At 61.6% G+C, this 18,948-nt stretch carries 15 protein-coding genes; 12 read left to right on the top strand and 3 right to left on the bottom strand.

Annotation, left to right across the window (positions count from 1 at the left end; genetic code table 11):
* Window positions 1-39 precede the first annotated feature (39 nt).
* Entirely contained in the window at window positions 40-909 is an 870-nt protein-coding gene (locus DFR38_RS03485; protein ID WP_110313004.1) for a serine hydrolase, read from the bottom strand.
* A gap of 236 nt (window positions 910-1,145) precedes the next feature.
* On the opposite strand from DFR38_RS03485, the gene uvrB reads away from it, so the two are divergent.
* Window positions 1,146-3,158, top strand: a complete 2,013-nt coding sequence (gene uvrB / locus DFR38_RS03480; RefSeq protein ID WP_059285169.1) for an excinuclease ABC subunit UvrB — start codon at window positions 1,146-1,148, stop codon at window positions 3,156-3,158.
* A 75-nt stretch (window positions 3,159-3,233) separates the two neighbouring features.
* On the opposite strand, the gene DFR38_RS03475 is transcribed toward uvrB, so the two are convergent.
* Window positions 3,234-4,217, bottom strand: a complete 984-nt coding sequence (locus DFR38_RS03475; protein ID WP_239688550.1) for a bile acid:sodium symporter family protein — start codon at window positions 4,215-4,217, stop codon at window positions 3,234-3,236.
* Between the two features lie 98 nt (window positions 4,218-4,315).
* Here DFR38_RS03475 and DFR38_RS03470 point away from each other — a divergent pair, with 98 nt between their 5' ends.
* The 3 genes from DFR38_RS03470 to DFR38_RS03460 all read left to right on the top strand — a co-directional run bounded on the left by DFR38_RS03470 (window position 4,316) and on the right by DFR38_RS03460 (window position 6,543).
* Entirely contained in the window at window positions 4,316-5,245 is a 930-nt protein-coding gene (locus DFR38_RS03470; protein ID WP_110313003.1) for a LysR family transcriptional regulator, read from the top strand.
* Window positions 5,246-5,332: 87 nt separating this feature from the next.
* Window positions 5,333-5,938, top strand: a complete 606-nt coding sequence (locus DFR38_RS03465; protein WP_110313002.1) for a hypothetical protein — start codon at window positions 5,333-5,335, stop codon at window positions 5,936-5,938.
* A gap of 248 nt (window positions 5,939-6,186) precedes the next feature.
* Window positions 6,187-6,543 (top strand): YkgJ family cysteine cluster protein, encoded by a 357-nt coding sequence (locus tag DFR38_RS03460; protein WP_239688682.1) that lies wholly within the window; start codon window positions 6,187-6,189, stop codon window positions 6,541-6,543.
* On the opposite strand, the gene DFR38_RS03455 is transcribed toward DFR38_RS03460, so the two are convergent.
* The gene (locus DFR38_RS03455) at window positions 6,524-8,101 is read right to left on the bottom strand and encodes a methyl-accepting chemotaxis protein (RefSeq protein ID WP_110313001.1); all 1,578 of its coding nucleotides are present in this window, start codon (window positions 8,099-8,101) and stop codon (window positions 6,524-6,526) included. The two genes, DFR38_RS03460 and DFR38_RS03455, sit on opposite strands and share 20 nt — an antisense overlap.
* Before the next feature lie 437 nt (window positions 8,102-8,538).
* Here DFR38_RS03455 and DFR38_RS03450 point away from each other — a divergent pair, with 437 nt between their 5' ends.
* The 8 genes from DFR38_RS03450 (at window position 8,539) to fliE (ending at window position 18,948) form a co-directional block, all read left to right on the top strand.
* Complete coding sequence (locus tag DFR38_RS03450; RefSeq protein ID WP_158527682.1) at window positions 8,539-10,728, top strand: methyl-accepting chemotaxis protein; 2,190 nt, start codon at window positions 8,539-8,541, stop codon at window positions 10,726-10,728.
* A 210-nt stretch (window positions 10,729-10,938) separates the two neighbouring features.
* Window positions 10,939-14,010 carry a sensor domain-containing protein gene (locus tag DFR38_RS03445; RefSeq protein ID WP_110313020.1) on the top strand — a complete coding sequence of 1,024 codons (3,072 nt, stop codon included), beginning with the start codon at window positions 10,939-10,941 and terminating at the stop codon, window positions 14,008-14,010.
* Window positions 14,011-14,049: 39 nt separating this feature from the next.
* A complete protein-coding gene (locus DFR38_RS03440; RefSeq protein ID WP_204377481.1) occupies window positions 14,050-14,817 on the top strand; it encodes a substrate-binding periplasmic protein in 768 nt (255 codons plus the stop codon).
* A gap of 90 nt (window positions 14,818-14,907) precedes the next feature.
* Window positions 14,908-15,918: a 23S rRNA (adenine(1618)-N(6))-methyltransferase RlmF gene (gene rlmF / locus DFR38_RS03435; protein WP_059286231.1), complete on the top strand. Its 1,011-nt coding sequence runs from the start codon at window positions 14,908-14,910 to the stop codon at window positions 15,916-15,918.
* A 57-nt stretch (window positions 15,919-15,975) separates the two neighbouring features.
* The gene (locus DFR38_RS03430) at window positions 15,976-16,470 is read left to right on the top strand and encodes a low molecular weight protein-tyrosine-phosphatase (protein WP_170124151.1); all 495 of its coding nucleotides are present in this window, start codon (window positions 15,976-15,978) and stop codon (window positions 16,468-16,470) included.
* A 115-nt stretch (window positions 16,471-16,585) separates the two neighbouring features.
* On the top strand, window positions 16,586-17,242 hold the full coding sequence (locus DFR38_RS03425) for a chemotaxis protein CheB (protein WP_193394285.1): 657 nt from the start codon (window positions 16,586-16,588) through the stop codon (window positions 17,240-17,242).
* A 9-nt stretch (window positions 17,243-17,251) separates the two neighbouring features.
* Window positions 17,252-18,625 carry a sigma-54-dependent transcriptional regulator gene (locus DFR38_RS03420; RefSeq protein WP_059286229.1) on the top strand — a complete coding sequence of 458 codons (1,374 nt, stop codon included), beginning with the start codon at window positions 17,252-17,254 and terminating at the stop codon, window positions 18,623-18,625.
* Between the two features lie 2 nt (window positions 18,626-18,627).
* Window positions 18,628-18,948, top strand: a complete 321-nt coding sequence (gene fliE / locus DFR38_RS03415) for a flagellar hook-basal body complex protein FliE (protein WP_059286228.1) — start codon at window positions 18,628-18,630, stop codon at window positions 18,946-18,948.

Below are 18,948 nucleotides of genomic sequence, written 5' to 3'. Positions count from 1 at the left end.
CGCTTGGCCCGGCCCTGCGTGGCTGGGGATGGGCGGCGATCAGCCGGCCAGCCAGTTGCCCGGGTGGGCCTCCAGCCAGGTCTTGATGCTGCGGGCATCGTTGACGCGGGCCGAGCTGCCACCGGCAGCCAGCAGCACGATGATCAGCGGCTGCGAACCTACCGTGGCCTGCATCACCATACAGCGGCCGGCTTCCTGGATGTAGCCGGTTTTCTGGATGCTGATGTCCCAGTTACCCTCGCGCACCAGTGCATTGCTGTTGCGATACTGCAGCACGCGGTTGCGTACCGAGACGATCTGGTGTTCCGGCGTGGTGGTAAAGGCACGGATCAGCGGATAACCGTGGGCGGCCTTCACCATGCGCGCCAGGTCGCCGGCGGTGGAGGTGTTGCGCAGATCAAGGCCGGTCGGGTCGTAGAACACGGTTTCGTTCATGCCCAGGCTGCGCGCCTTCTTGTTCATGCGCTCGACAAAGGCGGCGGTACCACCGGGCAGGGCGGTGCGGGCCAGCGTGGCCGCGGCGCGGTTTTCCGAGGACATCAGCGCCAGCAGCAGCATTTCCTTGCGCGGCAGGGTGGTACCCACGGCCAGGCGCGAGGTGGTGTTTTTCAGGCGGTCGATTTCGGCATCGGAAACCGTGACTTCCTGATCAAGCGACACCCCCGAGTCCAGCAGCACCATGGCCGTCATCAGCTTGGTGATGGAGGCAATCGGCATGCGTTGATGGATGTTCTTTTCATACAGCGGCTCGCCAGTGGCGCCATTGAGCACCAGCACCGAGTGCGAACTCAGGCGCGGTACGGCATGGTCGGCCATCTGGCTGGCAACCATGACGCCCGGTGGCGGCGCGGCCACTGCCGGCATCGCCAGGGCGGCGGAAACCAGCAGGGCGGCAAATTTTCTCAGCATAAGAGATACACTCCCGTGTCTTGTCGTTGGAGATACAGCCTGTCAGAAATCATGCTTGCATCATGTTGATGCGCAAGGATTCTTCATCTCGCCTCGTGATCGGGCTGCTTGCATTTTAAACAATGTTTTGCCTCTCTGGCAGGCAATTTTGCAGATAAAAATCAATTACACAGCAGGAGTGAGTTAAAAACATTATCGGCGTAAAATCGACCGACTTGAACCCGCTCAGAAAAGCCATGCTGCTTACATTTCCGGATAGTCCGTTTCGCCTGCACCAGCCCTTTGCCCCGGCTGGTGACCAGCCCACCGCTATCGCCCAGCTGGTGGAAGGGCTGAATGATGGCCTGTCTTACCAGACCCTGCTAGGGGTGACCGGCTCAGGCAAGACCTTCACCATGGCCAATGTCATTGCCCGCACCGGCCGGCCCGCCATCATCATGGCGCACAACAAGACGCTGGCGGCGCAGCTGTACAGCGAGATGCGCGAGTTTTTCCCGGAAAACGCGGTCGAGTATTTCGTTTCCTACTACGACTACTACCAGCCGGAAGCCTATGTCCCCAGCCGCGACCTGTTCATTGAAAAAGACTCCAGCATCAACGAACACATCGAACAGATGCGCCTGTCCGCCACCAAATCCATTCTGGAGCGGCCGGACTGCATCATCGTGGCCACGGTGTCGGCCATTTACGGTATCGGTGACCCGTCCGACTATCACCAGATGATCCTGCATCTGAAAGAGGGCGAAAGCACCCCGCAGCGCAGCATCATCAGCCGTCTCACCACCATGCAGTACGACCGCAATGACGTGGACTTCGGCCGTGGCACCTTCCGCGTGCGTGGCGATGTGATCGACATCTTCCCGGCGGAAAGCAGCGACACCGCCTTGCGCGTCAGCCTGTTCGACGATGAGGTTGAAACGCTGACCCTGTTCGATCCGTTGACAGGCGTCACCAAACAGCGGGTGGGCCGCTATACCGTGTTTCCGTCCAGCCACTATGTGACGCCGCGCGACACCGTGCTCAAAGCCTGCGAAAAGATCAAGCTGGAGCTGGCCGAGCGCGTGGCGTGGTATCTGAAGGAAGGCAAGCTGGTGGAGGCGCAGCGCATCGAACAGCGCACGCGCTTTGACCTGGAAATGCTGTATGAGATGGGCTTTTGCAAGGGCATCGAAAACTACTCGCGGCATTTCTCTGGCCGTGCGCCCGGCGATGCACCACCGACGCTGATCGACTACCTGCCCAAGAACGCGCTGATGTTCATTGACGAGTCCCACGTCACCGTGCCGCAGGTGGGGGCGATGTACAAGGGTGATGCCGCGCGCAAGAGCAATCTGGTGGAGTACGCCTTCCGCCTGCCGTCGGCCGTGGACAACCGGCCGCTGAAGTTCCACGAATTCGAACGGCTGATGCCGCAAACCATCTTTGTCTCGGCCACCCCGGCAGCGTATGAGAAAGAACACGCCGGCCAGGTGGTGGAGCAGGTGGTGCGTCCTACCGGCCTGGTGGACCCGGTGATTGAAATCCGCCCGGTCGCCACCCAGGTGGACGATCTGCTGTCGGAAATCCGCCTGCGCATGGAGCTGGGCGAACGGGTGCTGGTGACCACGCTGACCAAGCGCATGGCCGAACAACTGGCCGATTACTACACCGAACACGTCATCAAGGTGCGCTATCTGCACAGCGACATCGACACCGTGGAGCGGGTGGAAATCATCCGTGACCTGCGGCTGGGCATGTTCGACGTGCTGATCGGCATCAACCTGCTGCGCGAGGGGCTGGATATTCCGGAGGTCAGCCTGGTGGCGATTCTGGATGCGGACAAGGAAGGCTTCCTGCGCTCGGACCGCTCATTGATCCAGACCATAGGCCGCGCAGCACGTAACCTCAACGGCAAGGCACTGCTGTACGCCGACCGCATCACCGACTCCATGCGCCGCGCCATGGACGAAACCGAACGGCGTCGCGCCAAGCAGCTGGCTTTCAATGCCGAGCATGGCATTGTGCCGCAGGGCATCAACAAGAAGATCAAGGACATCATCGACGGCGTGTACAGCGTGGAAGACCAGCGCAAGCGCCTGGTGGACGAGGCCAAGGTGGCGATGATGGACGAAAAGACCCTGGCCAAGGAAATCAAGCGCCTGGAAAAGGAAATGATGGAAGCGGCGCGCAATCTGGAATTCGAAAAAGCCGCCCATGTACGCGACGAGCTGAAGGCGCTGAAGGAAAAAATGTTCATCAGCGACTTGTAAGTGCAGTACGCGTGCAAACGGAAAGCCCCGCCAGCAGGACGCTGGTGGGGCTTTGTTATTGGGAGTCCGTGTGCGTCAGGCTATCTGGCTGGCCGTCTGGGCCGCCAGTTGCTGCTTGCGATAGCGCTGGGCCAGCACCGCGCAGGTCATCAGCTGGATCTGGTGAAACAGCATCAAGGGCAGCACGATGGAGCCGATGGGGTGGCCGGCAAACAGCACCTTGGCCATGGGCACCCCGCTGGCCAGGCTCTTTTTCGAGCCGCAGAACACGATGGTGATCTGGTCTGCGCGGTCAAAACCCAGCTTGCGGCTGGAGTAAGCAGTCAACCCCAGCAGGATGGCCAGCAGCAGGCCGCATACCAGCAGCAGGCCCAATAGCGATTGCGGCGGAGTTTGCTGCCACAGGCCGGTAATCACCGCCGCACTGAACGCGGTGTACACCACCAGCAGGATGGAGCCCTGGTCGACATAGCGCAGCAGCGGCTTGTGCTTGTCCACCCAGCCACCAATCCAGCGGCGGGCAATCTGGCCGGCAATAAAAGGCAGTAGCAGCTGCAACACGATGTCGGTGATGGAACCCATGCCCTGGTCGCTGCCGTGATGGCTGATCACCAGCATGCCCACCAGCAAGGGTGTGATGAAAATGCCGAAAATATTGGAGGCGGTGGCGCTGCAAATGGCCGCCGGGATATTGCCCTGCGCCATCGAGGTAAAGGCAATCGACGATTGCACGGTGGATGGCAGCATGCACAGGTAGAGCACGCCCAGGTACAGCTCCGGCGTGACCAGCGGGCCCAGCAGTGGCTTGAGTGCCAGCCCCAGCAGCGGGAACAGCACAAAGGTGCAGGCCATCACCGTCAGGTGCAGCTTCCAGTGGGTGGCCCCGGCAATCACCGCCTCGCGCGACAGCTTGGCCCCGTGCAGGAAAAACAGCAGGCCGATGGCCAGGGTGGTGATCAGGTTCATGGCCTGTGCCACTTCGCCCTGACAGGGCAGCAGGCTGGCCAGGGTAACCGTGGCAATCAGCGCCAGGGTGAAGGAATCAATCATTTTCAGCATGAGCATGCCCTATTGCAGCGGGAAATCAGCTTGCTATTGAACCGTGAAAACATTCAGACTACAAATTGATTTATCAGATCAATAGATAAGAAAAAATCATGAATGTCAGTTTGCGCCAGTTACAGGTGTTCCGGGCAGTAGCCCGCCTGCGCAGTTTCAGCCGGGCCGGGGACGAAATCGGCCTGACCCAGCCCGCTGTCAGCCGCTGCGTGCGCGAGCTGGAAGCCGAGCTGGGCATGCGCTTGCTGGACCGCACCACGCGCGAGGTAGAGCTGACCGCCGCCGGCCTGCGCTTTGCCGGCCAGCTGAGCCGCTTGCTGGATGAATTGCAGCTGCTGCTGGAAGAGGCGCGCAAGGAGGGCGAACAGGCGCATGGCACGGTGCATATCGCCAGCAGCCCCACTTTGTCCGCCAGCTTGCTGCCTAGCTTGCTGGCGCAATGTGCGCGCCAGTTTCCGCATATCCGCCCGGTATTGCACGACCAGGTGCAGCGGCTGAATGTGGACAGCGTGCGCAGCGGCGAGGTGGATTTCGGCATCGTGGTGGAGCCGGGCGTGGTAGACGATCTGGAATGCCAGCCCTTGCTGGATGACGGTTTCTGGCTGATCTGCCGCGACGACCATCCGCTGGCAGCACTGGCCGCCGTGCCGTGGCAGGCGCTGGACGGGCTGCCGCTGGTGTTGCTGGATTACAGTTCCGGCAGCCGGCCGGTGATAGACCGCATTCTGGCCAGCCAGGGTGTGCACTGCCCGGTGGCGCAGCAACTGGGGCATTCCAGCTCGGTCTTCCAGATGGTGCAGGCAGGCATTGGCATCAGCGTGTCGCCCGGTCTGGCGCTGCCGCTGCCTGCAGGTGCCAGCCTGACCGTGCGCCCGCTGCTGCCGGAACAGCGCCGCAGCATCATGCTGATCCGCCGCCGCCAGCGCTCCTTGTCACCGGTGGCCGAACGCCTGTGGCAGCTGGCCTTGCAGCTGGGGCCGCAATTGCAGACGCTGGCCAGCCAGCATGTGGGCGGGATGGTAGTCTGAGCCCAAGCCGACGTGATTGGTCAGCACGGCTGCTTTTCTGCTAGCCTGCCAGCATTTTCTGCCAGCAGACTTTTCCGGATCATCCTGATGAAAAAACCACTGACCTCCCTGACCTTCTGCGCCGGCCTGTTGCTGTCCAGCATCTGCCTGGCGGATGAAACCATCGTGCTGTTTCGCCATGCCGAAAAGCCGGAGGCCGGTCTGGGGCAGCTGAGCTGCCAGGGGCTAAACCGGGCGCTGGCATTGCCGGCAGTGCTGCAGCGCAAGTTTGACCGTCCGGCTGCCTTGTTCGCCCCCAATCCCGGCATCCGCAAGAAAGACGGCGGCGTGCCGTACAACTACATCCGCCCGCTGGCCACCATCGAGCCCACCGCCATCCGTCTGGGCTTGCCGGTGAATACTGACTTTGGCCTGGATGAGCTGGACGCGCTGGAGGCCGCCATCACCAGCCCGGCCAACCGGGATGCCACCGTGTTCGTGGCCTGGGAGCACCGGCTGGTGGCCAAGCTGGCGGCGCAACTGCTGGGCCGTTATGGCGCCGACCCGGCCCAGGTGCCGGCCTGGCACTACAGTGATTTCGACAGCCTGTATGTCGTCACGCTACAACAGCAGGATGGACGCACCATCGCCCGTTTCCGGGTGGAACAGCAGGGCCTGAACCAGCAGGCGCAGACCTGCCCCGGGGACAAGTGACCAGACAAGGCAGGCTTTTGACTGTGTAGGGAGATGCGCCTTGCGCTAGCCTGGCAGCGGTCCGGCAGGGGCTGTGGCCTGTTGCTGCGCTGCAGTAGAAGTCAGACTTTTCTGAGTAATGACCGGCAGGTATAGTGCTGCCCGGCTGTATCCGTGTGCGAAACCACCCACAGGTGGCCGCGGTGCAGCTACTCTGCTGCGGCTGCTAGCGGCCAGCGGATGGTCCATCACTTTGTCTGACACGCTGAATGATGAACGCTCCTGCCACTGTCACTTTCAATCCATGCCTGGATTGTGGCGCCTGTTGCGCCAGTTTTCGTGTTTCCTTCTACTGGGCCGAGGCGGTCAGCCTTGGTCTGCCCGATACCGTACTGGAACAAGCCAGCCCCTGGCATGCCTGTTTGCGCGGCACCAACCAGCCGGCGCCGCGCTGCCATGCTTTGCAGGGTGAAGTGGGGCAGTCCGTGTCCTGCAGCCTGTATGCCCAGCGCCCCTCGCCCTGTCGCGAAGTACGGGCGGGGGATGCGCAATGCCGCAAGGCCAGACAGCGGCATGGCTTGCCGGCGCTGGCCGCTGCCGAGGCGTTCAGGTGCGAAAGCGGCTGACCACGCCCTGCATCTGGCTTGCCAGCTGCTCCAGTTCGCCGGCCGAATCCGAGGTGTGCCGCGCCGCACCATGATTGTCCTCGGTCATCCTGGCCACTTTTTCCACCTGGGCGGCAATCTCGTGGCTGGTGGCGCTTTGCTGCTGCAGGGCGGTGGAGATGGCATTGATGGCACTGATCACTTGTTCGGTACCGCTCTGGATTTCGCCCATGCGCTGGCCGGCCTGCTTGGCCAGCTGTTCGCCACTGCCTACCCGCAGCACCACTTGCTCCATTTCCCGGGCGGCGGTGTCGGTACTGCCCTGGATCTGGCTGATCATCTTGCCGATTTCCTGGGTCGAGCTGCTGGTGCGTTCCGCCAGCGAGCGTACTTCGTCCGCCACCACGGCAAAGCCGCGCCCCTGTTCGCCAGCGCGCGCCGCCTCGATGGACGCGTTCAAGGCCAGCAGATTGGTCTGGTCGGCGATTTCCTTGATCACCTGCACCACGGCGGAAATATTGCGCGAGTGCTGGTTCAGCTCCTGTACCGTATCGCTGGCGTTGTGCACTGCATTGACGATGTGGCTCATCTCGGCGGCGGCGTCGTGAATGATCTGCCCGCCCTGACGGGAAATCTCGCCCGCGTTGTGTGACAGCTGCAGCGCGGTGCCGGCATTGTTGGCCACATGGTTGACGCTGACCGACATCTGCTCCACTGCCGCCGCCATCGAGGCTGCCGCTTCGTTCTGGCTGTTCACGCTGCTGACAATTTCCTTGGCGGTGCCATACAGCACCACGGCAGAGGAAGACAGCTGCTGCGAACCCTGCTGGAACTGCTGCACCATGGCATGGGTGTGTTCGATGAACTGGTTGACCGCGCGGGCGATGTCCGCCAGCTCGTCCTTGCCGGCAGCCGGCAGCCGGGTTGCCAGTTGTCCGGTACTCAGTTGTTGCAAGGCCTGCAGCATCTGTTGCAGGCTGGTTTTCAGGCTGCGGGAAATGCTGCTGACAAACAGCAGCAAGCAGCAGGCCAGTACCAGCAGCGGTGTCAGCACCAGCCAGAACTGCAGGGCCAGCAGCTCGGCCACCTTGGCCTTGGAGCTGTCACAATCCTTGCTCATGCTGCTGATGGCCGCTTCCACGGTGTGTTGCAGCGGCAGGAATTCCTTGTTGTACAAGGGGATCAACTGATCATTGGCTGCCTTGGCATCGGTCTTGGCCTGGTTCATCAGCGCATGCGAGTCCTGGTCATAGCGTTGCCATTGCGCCCTGATCTGCCTGGCCTGCTCCTGGATGGCCGGTCGGCGGGCCAGCTTTTCCAGCTGGCCCAGTTGCAGCTCGATGTTTTTTTCGGCATCGGAAAATATCTTGGCGGTTTCCACGGTGGTGGGGTCCAGCTGGATGGTGGAAAGGGCGCTGGCTTTCACCTCCAAGAGGCGCTGGATATGTTCCGTGCGGCGGGTCAGGTCATTCTGGTTGCTTTGCAGATTGCCAAGGCTGATGAACACTGCCACGCCGATGGCGATAAAGCCCAGAATCGTTATCGCACTGAGTAACAGCATTTTTCTGGCGATGCTCATTTATTCCCCTTTCAGACCTGTCATGTGTTTGCTGCCGAGCGCGGCATGCCACCTGTTTGCCCCGTCCGGCTCTGCCCGGCTGCCCTGCCGGCAAGCCGCACGCGCGGCGACCCCGCCCTTACTCTATAGCATGTTGGCACCACTGCTGATTTTATATTTGAATGTCATTTAAATGTTGCGCCAGCGCAAGGCAGGTTTGCCAAGACGGTTTGCTGTGGCCTGTGCGGATGTCAACGCCAGCGTGGCTGGCGCTGACATGGCCGTAGTTTTTAAACAGGATGCGATGTCATTTGCTGTTTTTAGTCACTAAATAGTGAGGGTGGAATGGGTAGCGGCAGCGATTAAGGTGAAAACAGGCTGATGTCGACTAAAAATTTTCTATAACAGAGGTAATGGCATTTTTCTGTTTGTCATATTTCATCGGAAAACGCGTCGACATGGCAAAAACACGTTTGTCTCCCTGGAGAGCATTCCTTTACAACCGGCTGTTCTGGCTGCTGCTGCTGTTTGCCATCTTGTTTGTCGCCAGTCAGTGGTGGTTGCGCCATCTGTATGCCGAGCGACTGGCGGAAGCCCGGCAGCAGGTGATCCAGCAGGAGGCCATGCCGCAACTGGAAGGCAAGCGCCGCCAGCTGCAGGACATGTTCAATACCATCTATGAAAACAGTCGCACCATCAGCCTGTTGCCCAGTGTGCGGCAGATTCATGGCGGCAACCGTGGCGACGAAAAAGAAGATGTGGTGGCCGGCCATCGCTTTACTGCCGATGCTTTCAATACGGTCCAGCAGATTTTCAACAATATGGTCAGCCGTACCCGGGTATCCGAGGTGTATGCGGTGATGGACGGGCTGGACTACAAAAAAGGCCAAGTGCCGTTTTTCATGTTTGACACCGTGCGGCTGGAGCCGGAGGCCGGCAAGAAAGAAGAAGACGAAGCCAAGAGCAAGGACCCGGACAAGCCCGAAGAGATGGAGGACGAGGAGTACAGCTATTTCCCGCGCCAGCTGGCCGAGCTGAAAGCAGCCTATCCGCGCTTCAACTTCAAGGTGCTGAATGATATTCCTGCAGCCACCTCGCCGCTGATGCGCACCTGTGACAATACCCAGTACTACTCCAAATCCAAGTGCAATGTGTATGACGCTTCCGGTTTCCTGTATTCGGTGCCGGTTTACAGCAACGAGCACGCGTTTATCGGGGTGATCTCTGCCATTGTCCGTGCCAATGTTTTCGAGGCCGCGCTGCTGGACATGCCTTATCTGGTGCTGACCGACAAAGACCGGGTAGAAGCGGCCAAGGCCGGGCTGAAAATGCCGGCCGAGGCGGCCAGCTTTGCGCTGGTGAATGCCGAGCGCGGCATCCGCATCTTCGACCGGCGCAACACCGTGCTGGCGGATCTGCTGTCCGGCAAGAGCCAGGCCGAGGCCCAGGGCGGGGCCTTGCTCAGCCTGCCCTTGCAGATTCACAGCGACAAGCCCTGGCTGGTTTACTACCATCTGACGCCGGCGCAGCTGGCGCAAAAGCTGGCACCGTTGCAGGCCAGCCAGCGCAATACCATGCTGAACGTGACGCTGGTTCTGGGTTTGCTGCTGTTATTCGGTCTGTTCGTGGTCTATCGGCAATATCTGACTTTCAAGCAGATTTACGATTTGCGGCGCATTGAGAAAACCATGATTGCAGTCGCTGACAATTTCGACCTGACCTGCCGGGTGGAAGGCTTGTGCAGCAAGCAGGCCGAACGGGCCGGCAAGGCGCTGAACAATCTGCTGCAAGCCTTGCAGGACAGCATGCTGGAAGTGGAGCAGCGCTTGCAGCAGGTGGTGACGGCCAATCGCAATATGGGCAGTACTTCGCAGCATCTGAGCGCGGTGGCCGAGGCCGGGGAGCGTGCTTCGCAGCATATCGACCAGGAATTGCAGCAGCTCAATGGCGGCATGCTGGACATCCTGCAAAAGACCGGCCAGGCAGCAGCGCTGTGTTCGGAGTCCGCCGTGCAGGCAAGACAGAACAACGAAGCCATCCAGACCGCCTTGGGTGATATCCGTTCGGTATCAGCCGCCGTGGGGCAGACGGCAGCCTGCCTGCATCAGTTGCAGGACTCCAGTGCCGCCATTACCAAGATCGTCGGGGTGATCGAGTCGCTGGCCGACCAGACCAACCTGCTGGCACTGAATGCGGCCATCGAAGCTGCGCGGGCCGGCGAATCAGGCCGTGGTTTTGCCGTGGTGGCGGACGAGGTGCGCAAGCTGGCGGACTCCACCAGCCGTTCTACCGGCGAAATCGACATCATCGTCAAATCCATCGGCAGCCAGGTGCAGGTGGCGGTGCGTGACATGCAAGCGGTCGAAGCCAGTGTCAGTACCAGTGTGGACAATATCAGCCAGGCTGGTGAGGCGGTGAAAAGCATCAGCCTGCAATCGGATCAGGTGGTGCAGCTGGTTGGCAGCGTCAGCCAGAAAGTGGCAGTCCAGCAGCAAAGCTGCGCCGAGGTGGCCAATGATGTCAGCGGCATCGCCGGCAATGCCTCGGAAACCCGCAGCGAGGTGGATGCCACCAACCAAGCGCTGAGCGCGCTGGACAGCCAGGTCGAGCATATTCACGCCATCGTGGCCCGCTTCCGGCTGCGTTGACGTGGTGCTGACTGCGGCAAATCAGCAGGAAAACCAGCGGGTTTAATGATTTTCTATCAAAAGATGGATTTTTTGATGGAAATACATAAATAATCAGCGGTTTCTGGCATGCATTTTCCGCATGGTCCGCCCGCCTGTTGACTGCAAGGCCGTCAGGGTCGGGCCGGCCTTTTCGAGGCAGTCCCTTCACCGTTCAAGGTCATGGCTGGCATGGTCGCGTCTGTGCGTAATCGTTATATCCGCCTGGTTGTCATCGCCTATGGCGTGCTGGCCATGCTGTGGATCCTGCTGTCGGACAGCCTGCTCAGCCTGCTGGCCGATGCGGACACCATGCGTCTGCTGTCCACCTACAAAGGTGGCGTGTTCGTCCTGATCACCACCGTCATGCTGTACTTTTCCCTGCGCGCCGTGCCGGCGGCAGAACCGTCGCCGGCGGCGGGCTTGCTGGAAAACTGGGCCGAGCGCGTGGGCCATGTCCGCATCGCCCCCTGGCTGGGCTATCTGTTTGCCGTGCTGCTGGCGCTGGCTGTGCTGGGCCTGCGCCAGCAGCTGCCGATCAGCGTGTACCAGCGGCCCATGCTCATCATGTTCATGTTCCCCATCATCCTCAGTGCCTTGCTGGGTGGCATGGGGCCGGGGCTGCTGGCGACCGCGCTGACGGTGGCCGGGGTGGACTGGCTGGCCAGGCCGCATTTTCACAGCAGCGCCGCCGAGCCGTTCACGACCTTGCAATGGGGTTTTCTCGCCTTGTGCGGCGCGGCCATCAGCTTGTTCAGCGGCTTGCTGCGCCAGCTGGCCAGGCGCAATGAAACCCATCGCAATCTGCTGGAAGCGGTAGTGGCCGGCACCCCGGACGCGATTTTCGTCAAGGACCGGCAGGGGCGCTACCTGATGGTGAATGCCGCTGCCGCCCGCATGGTGGGGCGTACGGTGAGCGCCATTATCGGCGAGGATGACCGCGCATTGTTTGATGCCGCCTCCGCCGCCGAGCTGATGACGCTGGATGATGCCATCATGCGAGACGGCAAGCTGCACACACACGAAGAGTTCCTGCGGCTGCAAGACGGCTCCGAGCTGGTGTTCCAGGTGAGCAAGGGGCCGGTATTCGATGCCGATGGGCAGGTGGTGGGCCTGTTCGGCATTTCGCGCGACATCAGCCACAACAAGCAGGCCGAGCAGACGCTGCTGCGGCGTGAGCAGCAGCTGGCGCGGGTGCTGGAAGGCTCCGACCAGGGGTACTGGGACTGGAATATCCAGACCGACGATTTCCAGGTCAGCCAGCGCTGGAAGGAAATGCTGGGCTATCCGCCGGACAGCGGCGACATCACCATCACCCGCCAGGTCTGGCTGGGCCTTATCCATCCGGAAGATTATCCGCAGGTGGAAGCGGCCTTGCAGCGTCATCTGGCAGGGCAGACCCCGGCTTATGAAATGGAAATGCGCTGCCGCAGTCAGGCCGGTGGCTGGCGCTGGATACTGTCGCGGGGCAGGGTGGTCGAGTACGATGGCCAGGGCCGGCCGCTGATGATGTCCGGCACGCATACCGACATCACCGAACACAAGATTTACGCGCTGGCGCAGAAAGAAGCGGCCATCGTGTTCGACAGCAGCTATGAAGGCATCATGGTGGTGTCGCCGAGCGGACTGATGACCAAGGTCAATGCGGCGTTTACCCGCATCACCGGCTACAGCGAAGAGGAAGCCATCGGCCGCTCGCCGGCCATCCTTTCCTCCGGCCAGCACGGGCCGGCCTTCTATCAGGAATTGTGGTCCATGGTGCGGCAGCATGATTTCTGGCGTGGTGAAATCTGGAACCGGCGCAAGAGTGGCGATCTGTACGCCGAGCTGCTGTCGATCTCGGTCGTGCGCGACCAGTTTGGCCAGATCCAGCACTATATCGGCATATTTTCCGATATCACCCAGTTGAAGGCGCACGAAGCAGAGCTCAATCGTATCGCCAATTTTGACCCGCTGACCGGTGTGCCCAATCGCCGCCTGCTGTCCGACCGGCTGGAGCAGGCGCTGATCCGCAGCCGGCGCAGCGGCAAGCCCTGCGCGGTGTGTTTTCTGGATCTGGATGGCTTCAAGGCCGTCAACGACCTGCACGGCCACGAGGCCGGCGACCAGCTGCTGATTGCGGTGACCGAGCGGCTCAAATCGGTGCTGCGCGCCGATGATACGCTGGCGCGACTGGGTGGTGACGAATTTGTCCTGCTGCTGTGCGGGCTGGAAGGTAATGATGAGTGCATTCCGGTGCTTGATCGCGTACTCAGCGCAGTGCGCCAGGAAGTCAGCCTGGCAGCGGCAAGCATCAGCACCAGTGCCAGCGTCGGCGTTACCCTCTACCCGCTGGATGATGCCGATGCCGACACCCTGCTGCGCCACGCCGATCAGGCCATGTACCAGGCCAAGACCTCCGGCAAGAACCGCTACCAGCTGTTCGACCCGGAAAGCGACCGCAAGGCACAGCTGCACCGCCGCACGCTGGAATCGCTGGAACTGGCCCTGCAACAGCAACAATTCCTGCTGTATTACCAGCCCAAGGTCGACCTGGGCAGCGGCCGCATCATCGGGGTGGAAGCGCTGATCCGCTGGCAGCATCCCGAGCGCGGCTTGCTGGCCCCGGCCGCCTTCCTGCCCACCTTGCAGGGCAGCGAGCTGGAAACCGCCTTTGGCCGCTGGGTGCTGGATGAAGGCGTGGCGCAAGCCGCCCGCTGGCAGGCGCAGGGTCTGGGCATGGCAATCAGCATCAATGTCAGTGCCAATTACTTGTTGCATGCCGATTTTTACCCGCATCTGCAGCAGGCATTGCAACGTTACCCGCAGCTGCCACCGGCACGGCTGGAACTGGAAGTGCTGGAATCGGCGGCCCTGGCCGACATGGACCAGGCCCTGGCCGTGCTGCAGCAATGCCGCGCACTGGGCGTGCACTTCGCCCTGGACGACTTCGGCACCGGCTATTCCTCGCTGACATACTTGCGCAAGCTGCCACTGGATACGCTGAAGATTGATCAGAGCTTTGTATCCGGCATGCTGGAAGATGTCGACGATCTGGGCATCGTCGCCAGTGTCATCCAGCTGGCGGATGTGTTCCAGCGGCAGGTGATTGCCGAAGGCGTGGAAACCATGGCGCATGGCGCGGTGCTGCTGCAGATGGGCTGCCGCCTGGTGCAGGGCTATGGCATTGCCCGGCCCATGCCGGCAGCCGAACTGGAAGGATGGTGCCGGCAGTGGCAACTGCAGGGACTGTGGCGACAACTGGGCGACGGACCGGTCATCTGACGATGACGGCGACCGGCGCAGAGCAAGGCAGTGCAGCTGATGACAAGACTGGGCAGAGTATTGCTGGGATGTTGCTGGATGGTGTTTGGCATGCCGGTGCTGGCCTTGCCGGCCAATGGCGTGGTGTTGCAGATCGGCTTTGGCAGCAACAAGCCACCCTATGTCTTCGAGGCCGAGCGTCGTGGGCTGGAGCTGGACATCGTGGTGGAGGCCGCCCGGCGCGCCGGCATGGAAGTGAAACCATTCTTTGCACCCATGGAGCGCCTGCAAAGCATGTTGCAGCAAGGGCGGCTGGACGGCATCGCCACCACCAATCCCTACAGCGGGCTGCATGCCTATTTTTCCCAGCCCTACCTGGAATACCACAATGTGGCGGTGGCCCTGGCCCAGCGCCAGCTGACGATTCGCGACATCAATGATCTGCAGCGCTATTCCATCAGCAGCTTCCAGCGTGCGCGCCAACTGCTGGGCCCTGCATTCGCCGCCATGGCCAGTGCCAATACCCGCTACCGCGAAGAGGGCGATCAGATCATCCGCAACCGCCTGCTGTATGCCGGCCGCGTCGATGTCATCGTGGGTGACTGGCGCATCATCAGCCATTTCACCCAGGAGATCAGCGCCGAACAGGGGCGGCTGCCACCGGTCACCGCCTATCCGCTGTTTGGTCCCACTCCCTACCAGATGGCTTTTCGTTACCCATGGCAGCGCGACAACTTCGACCGTGGTCTGGCCCTGCTGCGCCAGAGCGGCGCCTACCGTGAGATCGAAGCCCGCTACGACACGCAGCCGGCGCCCAAGCTGCCCTGAACCACAGCGTGGCGGGCGCGGATCGGACGCCGCTGCCGATTGCTGGCACAATGCCGGCTTTTCGCCGTATTGCCGTATCAAGGAGTCTGCATGCCAGCCAAACCGCATGCCCAGGCGCGGTCGCCAGCACCCCGCCTGCACCCGCGCAACCGCCACCGGGGTCAATATGATTTTGCCCGGCTGCTTGAGGCCTGCCCCGCACTCAAAAGCCATGTGCGGCCCAATGCCCATGGCTTGCCCAGCATAGACTTTGCCAACCCGCAGTCGGTCAGGCTGCTCAACCGCGCGCTGCTGGCCGACTGGTATGGCATTGACGACTGGGACATTCCGGCCGCCTATCTGTGCCCGCCCATTCCGGGGCGGGCCGACTATGTGCATTGCCTGGCCGACCTGCTGGCCGAATGCCAGCAAGGCCGCCTGCCGCAAGGCCATGCCATCCGGCTGCTGGACATCGGTGTCGGCGCCAATGCCATCTACCCCCTGCTGGCCCATGCCGAATATGGCTGGAGCTGCGTGGGCGCGGATATCGACAAGGTGGCGCTGGCCAATTGCCAGGCCATTCTGGCGGCCAATCCGGCCTTTGCCGCGCATATCGAATTGCGTCACCAGCCGCATGCTGACAGCATGTTCAGCCACATCATCGCCAGTGGCGAGCATTTCGATGTCACCATGTGCAATCCGCCTTTTCATGCCTCGCGGGCGGCAGCCGCTGCCGGCAGCCAGCGAAAATGGCGCAATCTGGGCAAGGGCGGGCAAGCGGAGGGCCGCCAGCCGCTGCTGAACTTTGGCGGGCAGGAAAACGAATTATGTTATCCCGGTGGCGAACAGGCTTTTGTGGCTAGCATGATAGGCGAAAGTGTGCGCTTTGCCCGGCGTTGCTGCTGGTTCACCAGCCTGCTGTCCAGCGCCGACAGCCTGCCGGCCTTGCGCCACGTCCTGCGTGAGGCCGGCGTCAAGCAAAGCCGGGTGCTGGACATGGCACAGGGGCAGAAACGCAGTCGGCTGCTGGCCTGGAGCTTCTGGGATGCCGCCGGGCAGCAGGCCTGGGCGGCCCGTTACTGGCCCGTGCCGGACCAGGCTTCGGCAGCCGGCAAGCGCTGATTGGTTTATGGTGAAAGCAGGTGGCGGCAACGCAGCCCGCATGGAGTAGAGCCCGACATGAAACAACACTACGCAGTCCTGATGGTTTGCATGGGCAATATCTGCCGCTCACCCACCGCCGAAGGCGTGCTGCGCGCCCATGTGCAGCAGGCCGGGCTGGACGAGCTGGTGACGGTGGATTCGGCCGGCACCCATGCCTACCATATCGGTGAAGCACCAGACCCGCGCAGCTGCAAGGCGGCCTTGCAACGCGGTTACGATCTGTCGGCGCAGCGTGCCCGGCAGGTGACAGCGGCCGATTTTCAACGCTTTGATCTGATCCTGGCGGCCGACCGCGCCAATATGGCCGCCTTGCGCGCACTGTGTCCGCCCGGCAGCAAGGCCCGGCTGGATTTCATGCTGGCGCCACTGGCGCAGCAGCCGACCCTGGAAGTCCCCGATCCCTACTATGGCGGCCCCGGCGGTTTTGACCGGGTGCTGGACCTGATCGAACAGGCGAGTGCGCTGTGGGTGGATCAGCTGCGGCAAACGCTGCGCGCGGCGGCCGACTGATTATCTTGGCATAAGACGGGTGGGGCTTTAAGCTAGGCACCTGGATAAAGCCGGCATGACCGGCATGTTTGCAAGGAAATAAATGGGACAGTTCTCCCGGGAACCATTTGTACCAATGGAAGTGGTACCCAGCCATAACGCAGATGTCATCCTGGCACGCCAGACCGGACGCACCCCGCTGGCACGCCAGACCGTCATCGTGATCGGTTCGTCCACCGGCGGCACCGAAGCCTTGCGCGTGCTGCTCAGCGCGCTGCCAGCCACCATGCCGCCCATCCTGGTCACCCAGCACATGCCCGAGCTGTTTACCAAATCCTTTGCCGCCAGGCTGGATTCGCTGTGCCAGCTGCAGGTAAAGGAAGCCGAGGATGGCGAGCGCCTGCAAGCCGGCACGGTGTATATCGCCCCCGGCCACTCCCACCTGCTGCTCAAGTCTGCCGCCACCATCGGCTATGCCACCGCGCTGCATCAAGGCCCGCCGGTCAATCGTCACCGGCCCTCGGTCGATGTCCTGTTCCGCTCGGCGGCCAATCTGGCTGGCAAAAACTGTATCGGCGTCATTCTCACCGGCATGGGGCGGGATGGTGCACAAGGCATGCTGGAGCTGAAAGAAGCCGGTGCCTACAATATTGCCCAGGACGAAGCCAGTTGCGTGGTGTTCGGCATGCCCAAGGAAGCCATCGCGCTCAAGAGCCAGCACGAGATCCTGCCGCTCACCGCCATTGCCAGCCGTCTTGTCACGCTGGTTGCCCAACGCCAGCCTACCGTATAGAAATCCGCGATGAAGTTGCCCATTCTTGTAGTCGAAGACGACGCCGACCTGCGTGAAGCCATTGTCGACACCCTCAGCCTGGCCGGTTATCCCACGCTGGAAGCCGGAGATGGCAGCGCCGCCCTGCAGCAGCTGAAGAAAACCCCGGTGGGGCTGATCATTTCCGATGCGCAAATGGCGCCTATGGATGGTTATAGCCTGTTTGAAGAAGTAAAAACACGTTATCCCGGCGTGCCCTTCATCCTGATGACCGCCTACGGTATCATCGAGCGCGCCATCGAATTGCTGCGGGCCGGTGCCACCCACTACCTGCTCAAGCCCTTCGAGCCGGCCAGCCTGATTGCCGAAGTGGAAAAGCACATTCTCAAGCTGCCGGATAGCGAACGCGACGAAGCCGTGGCGGAATCACCGCAAATGCGCCAGCTGCTGGCGCTGGCCAGCCGCGTGGCCGGCAGCGATGCCAGCGTGATGATCACCGGCCCCAGCGGCGCCGGCAAGGAAGTGCTGGCGCGTTACATCCACCGGCATTCCAGACGGCACGACGGCCCTTTTGTGGCGGTAAATTGCGCGGCCATTCCGGACAATCTGCTGGAATCCACCCTGTTTGGTCACGAAAAGGGCGCGTTTACCGGCGCCGCCCAGGCCTTGCCCGGCAAATTCGAGCAGGCACAGGGCGGCACCATCCTGCTGGATGAAGTCACCGAAATGCCGCTGCCGCTGCAGGCCAAGCTGCTGCGGGTACTGCAGGAACGCGAAGTGGAGCGGGTGGGCAGCACCCGCACCATCAAGCTGGATATCCGCGTGCTGGCCACCTCCAACCGCGATGTGGCCGGCGAGGTGGAGGCCGGGCGCTTTCGCGAAGACCTGTATTTCCGCCTGAATGTTTTCCCGCTGCGCATCCCGGCGCTGGCCGAGCGGCGCGAGGACATCCTGCCGCTGGCACGGCTTGTGCTTAAGAAATATGCTGAAGCCGCCGGGCGTGCCGGATTAAGCCTCTCCGAGGAGGCCGAACGTCATTTGACGGCCTATAGTTGGGAAGGTAACATCCGCGAATTGGAAAACGTCATGCAGCGAGCGGTGATTCTTGCCGCCGGACCGGCAATAATTGCCGCCGACCTGTTGCTGGATGATGTTTCCGGTTCGACACCGCTTACCCGGACAGAAACCACCGTTCCGCCTATCATGTCTGCAGAGTCCGACATGAAAACGCTGGAAAAACGTCATATTCTGGATACACTGGCAGCAGTTGGAGGGGTCAAGAAACTCGCCGCCGAAAAACTGGGCATCAGCGAACGCACCTTGCGCTACAAATTGCAGCGCTACCGCGAGGAAGATGGCCAGGAAGATGATCCGGATGACCTGGACGTACGCAGTACGGAGTAGCCATGTCGATTAATAATGTAGACCAGATGTTGAGCGAGCTGCGGGCCGCGTCGGCCCTGGCCGGCGGCAAGCCGGCCGCGCAGTCGCAGGACACGTCGCAAGTTGACTTTGCCGATGTTCTCAAATCCACGATTGAGCAGGTGAATTCTGCTCAACAAACTTCGCAGGAAATGCAGAAGCAGTTCGAGTTGGGAGATGAGGGGGTTAACCTGCAGGACGTGATGGTCTCCTTGCAGAAAGCCAGCCTGTCGTTCCAGACCATGGTCCAGGCGCGCAACAAGCTGGTGTCCGCCTATCAGGAAATCATGAATACCCAGGTGTAG

The organism is Aquitalea magnusonii, assembly GCF_003202035.1.
Taxonomy (GTDB): Bacteria; Pseudomonadota; Gammaproteobacteria; order Burkholderiales; family Chromobacteriaceae; genus Aquitalea; species Aquitalea magnusonii.
Note: the sequence above shows the minus strand (reverse complement) of the source record. Positions and strands in the feature narration are given on the sequence as shown.

What these genes read in the sequence shown, in the direction of transcription:
- DFR38_RS03455 (WP_110313001.1), bottom strand. Translation starts at nt 8,101, where the DNA reads ATGAGCATCGCCAGAAAAATGCTGTTACTCAGTGCGATAACGATTCTG.
- DFR38_RS03475 (WP_239688550.1), bottom strand. Translation starts at nt 4,217, where the DNA reads ATGCTGAAAATGATTGATTCCTTCACCCTGGCGCTGATTGCCACGGTT.
- DFR38_RS03440 (WP_204377481.1), top strand. Translation starts at nt 14,050, where the DNA reads ATGACAAGACTGGGCAGAGTATTGCTGGGATGTTGCTGGATGGTGTTT.
- uvrB (WP_059285169.1), top strand. Translation starts at nt 1,146, where the DNA reads ATGCTGCTTACATTTCCGGATAGTCCGTTTCGCCTGCACCAGCCCTTT.
- DFR38_RS03420 (WP_059286229.1), top strand. Translation starts at nt 17,252, where the DNA reads ATGAAGTTGCCCATTCTTGTAGTCGAAGACGACGCCGACCTGCGTGAA.
- fliE (WP_059286228.1), top strand. Translation starts at nt 18,628, where the DNA reads ATGTCGATTAATAATGTAGACCAGATGTTGAGCGAGCTGCGGGCCGCG.
- DFR38_RS03465 (WP_110313002.1), top strand. Translation starts at nt 5,333, where the DNA reads ATGAAAAAACCACTGACCTCCCTGACCTTCTGCGCCGGCCTGTTGCTG.
- DFR38_RS03425 (WP_193394285.1), top strand. Translation starts at nt 16,586, where the DNA reads ATGGAAGTGGTACCCAGCCATAACGCAGATGTCATCCTGGCACGCCAG.
- DFR38_RS03485 (WP_110313004.1), bottom strand. Translation starts at nt 909, where the DNA reads ATGCTGAGAAAATTTGCCGCCCTGCTGGTTTCCGCCGCCCTGGCGATG.
- DFR38_RS03450 (WP_158527682.1), top strand. Translation starts at nt 8,539, where the DNA reads ATGGCAAAAACACGTTTGTCTCCCTGGAGAGCATTCCTTTACAACCGG.
- DFR38_RS03460 (WP_239688682.1), top strand. Translation starts at nt 6,187, where the DNA reads ATGATGAACGCTCCTGCCACTGTCACTTTCAATCCATGCCTGGATTGT.
- DFR38_RS03470 (WP_110313003.1), top strand. Translation starts at nt 4,316, where the DNA reads ATGAATGTCAGTTTGCGCCAGTTACAGGTGTTCCGGGCAGTAGCCCGC.
- DFR38_RS03445 (WP_110313020.1), top strand. Translation starts at nt 10,939, where the DNA reads ATGGTCGCGTCTGTGCGTAATCGTTATATCCGCCTGGTTGTCATCGCC.
- DFR38_RS03430 (WP_170124151.1), top strand. Translation starts at nt 15,976, where the DNA reads ATGAAACAACACTACGCAGTCCTGATGGTTTGCATGGGCAATATCTGC.
- rlmF (WP_059286231.1), top strand. Translation starts at nt 14,908, where the DNA reads ATGCCAGCCAAACCGCATGCCCAGGCGCGGTCGCCAGCACCCCGCCTG.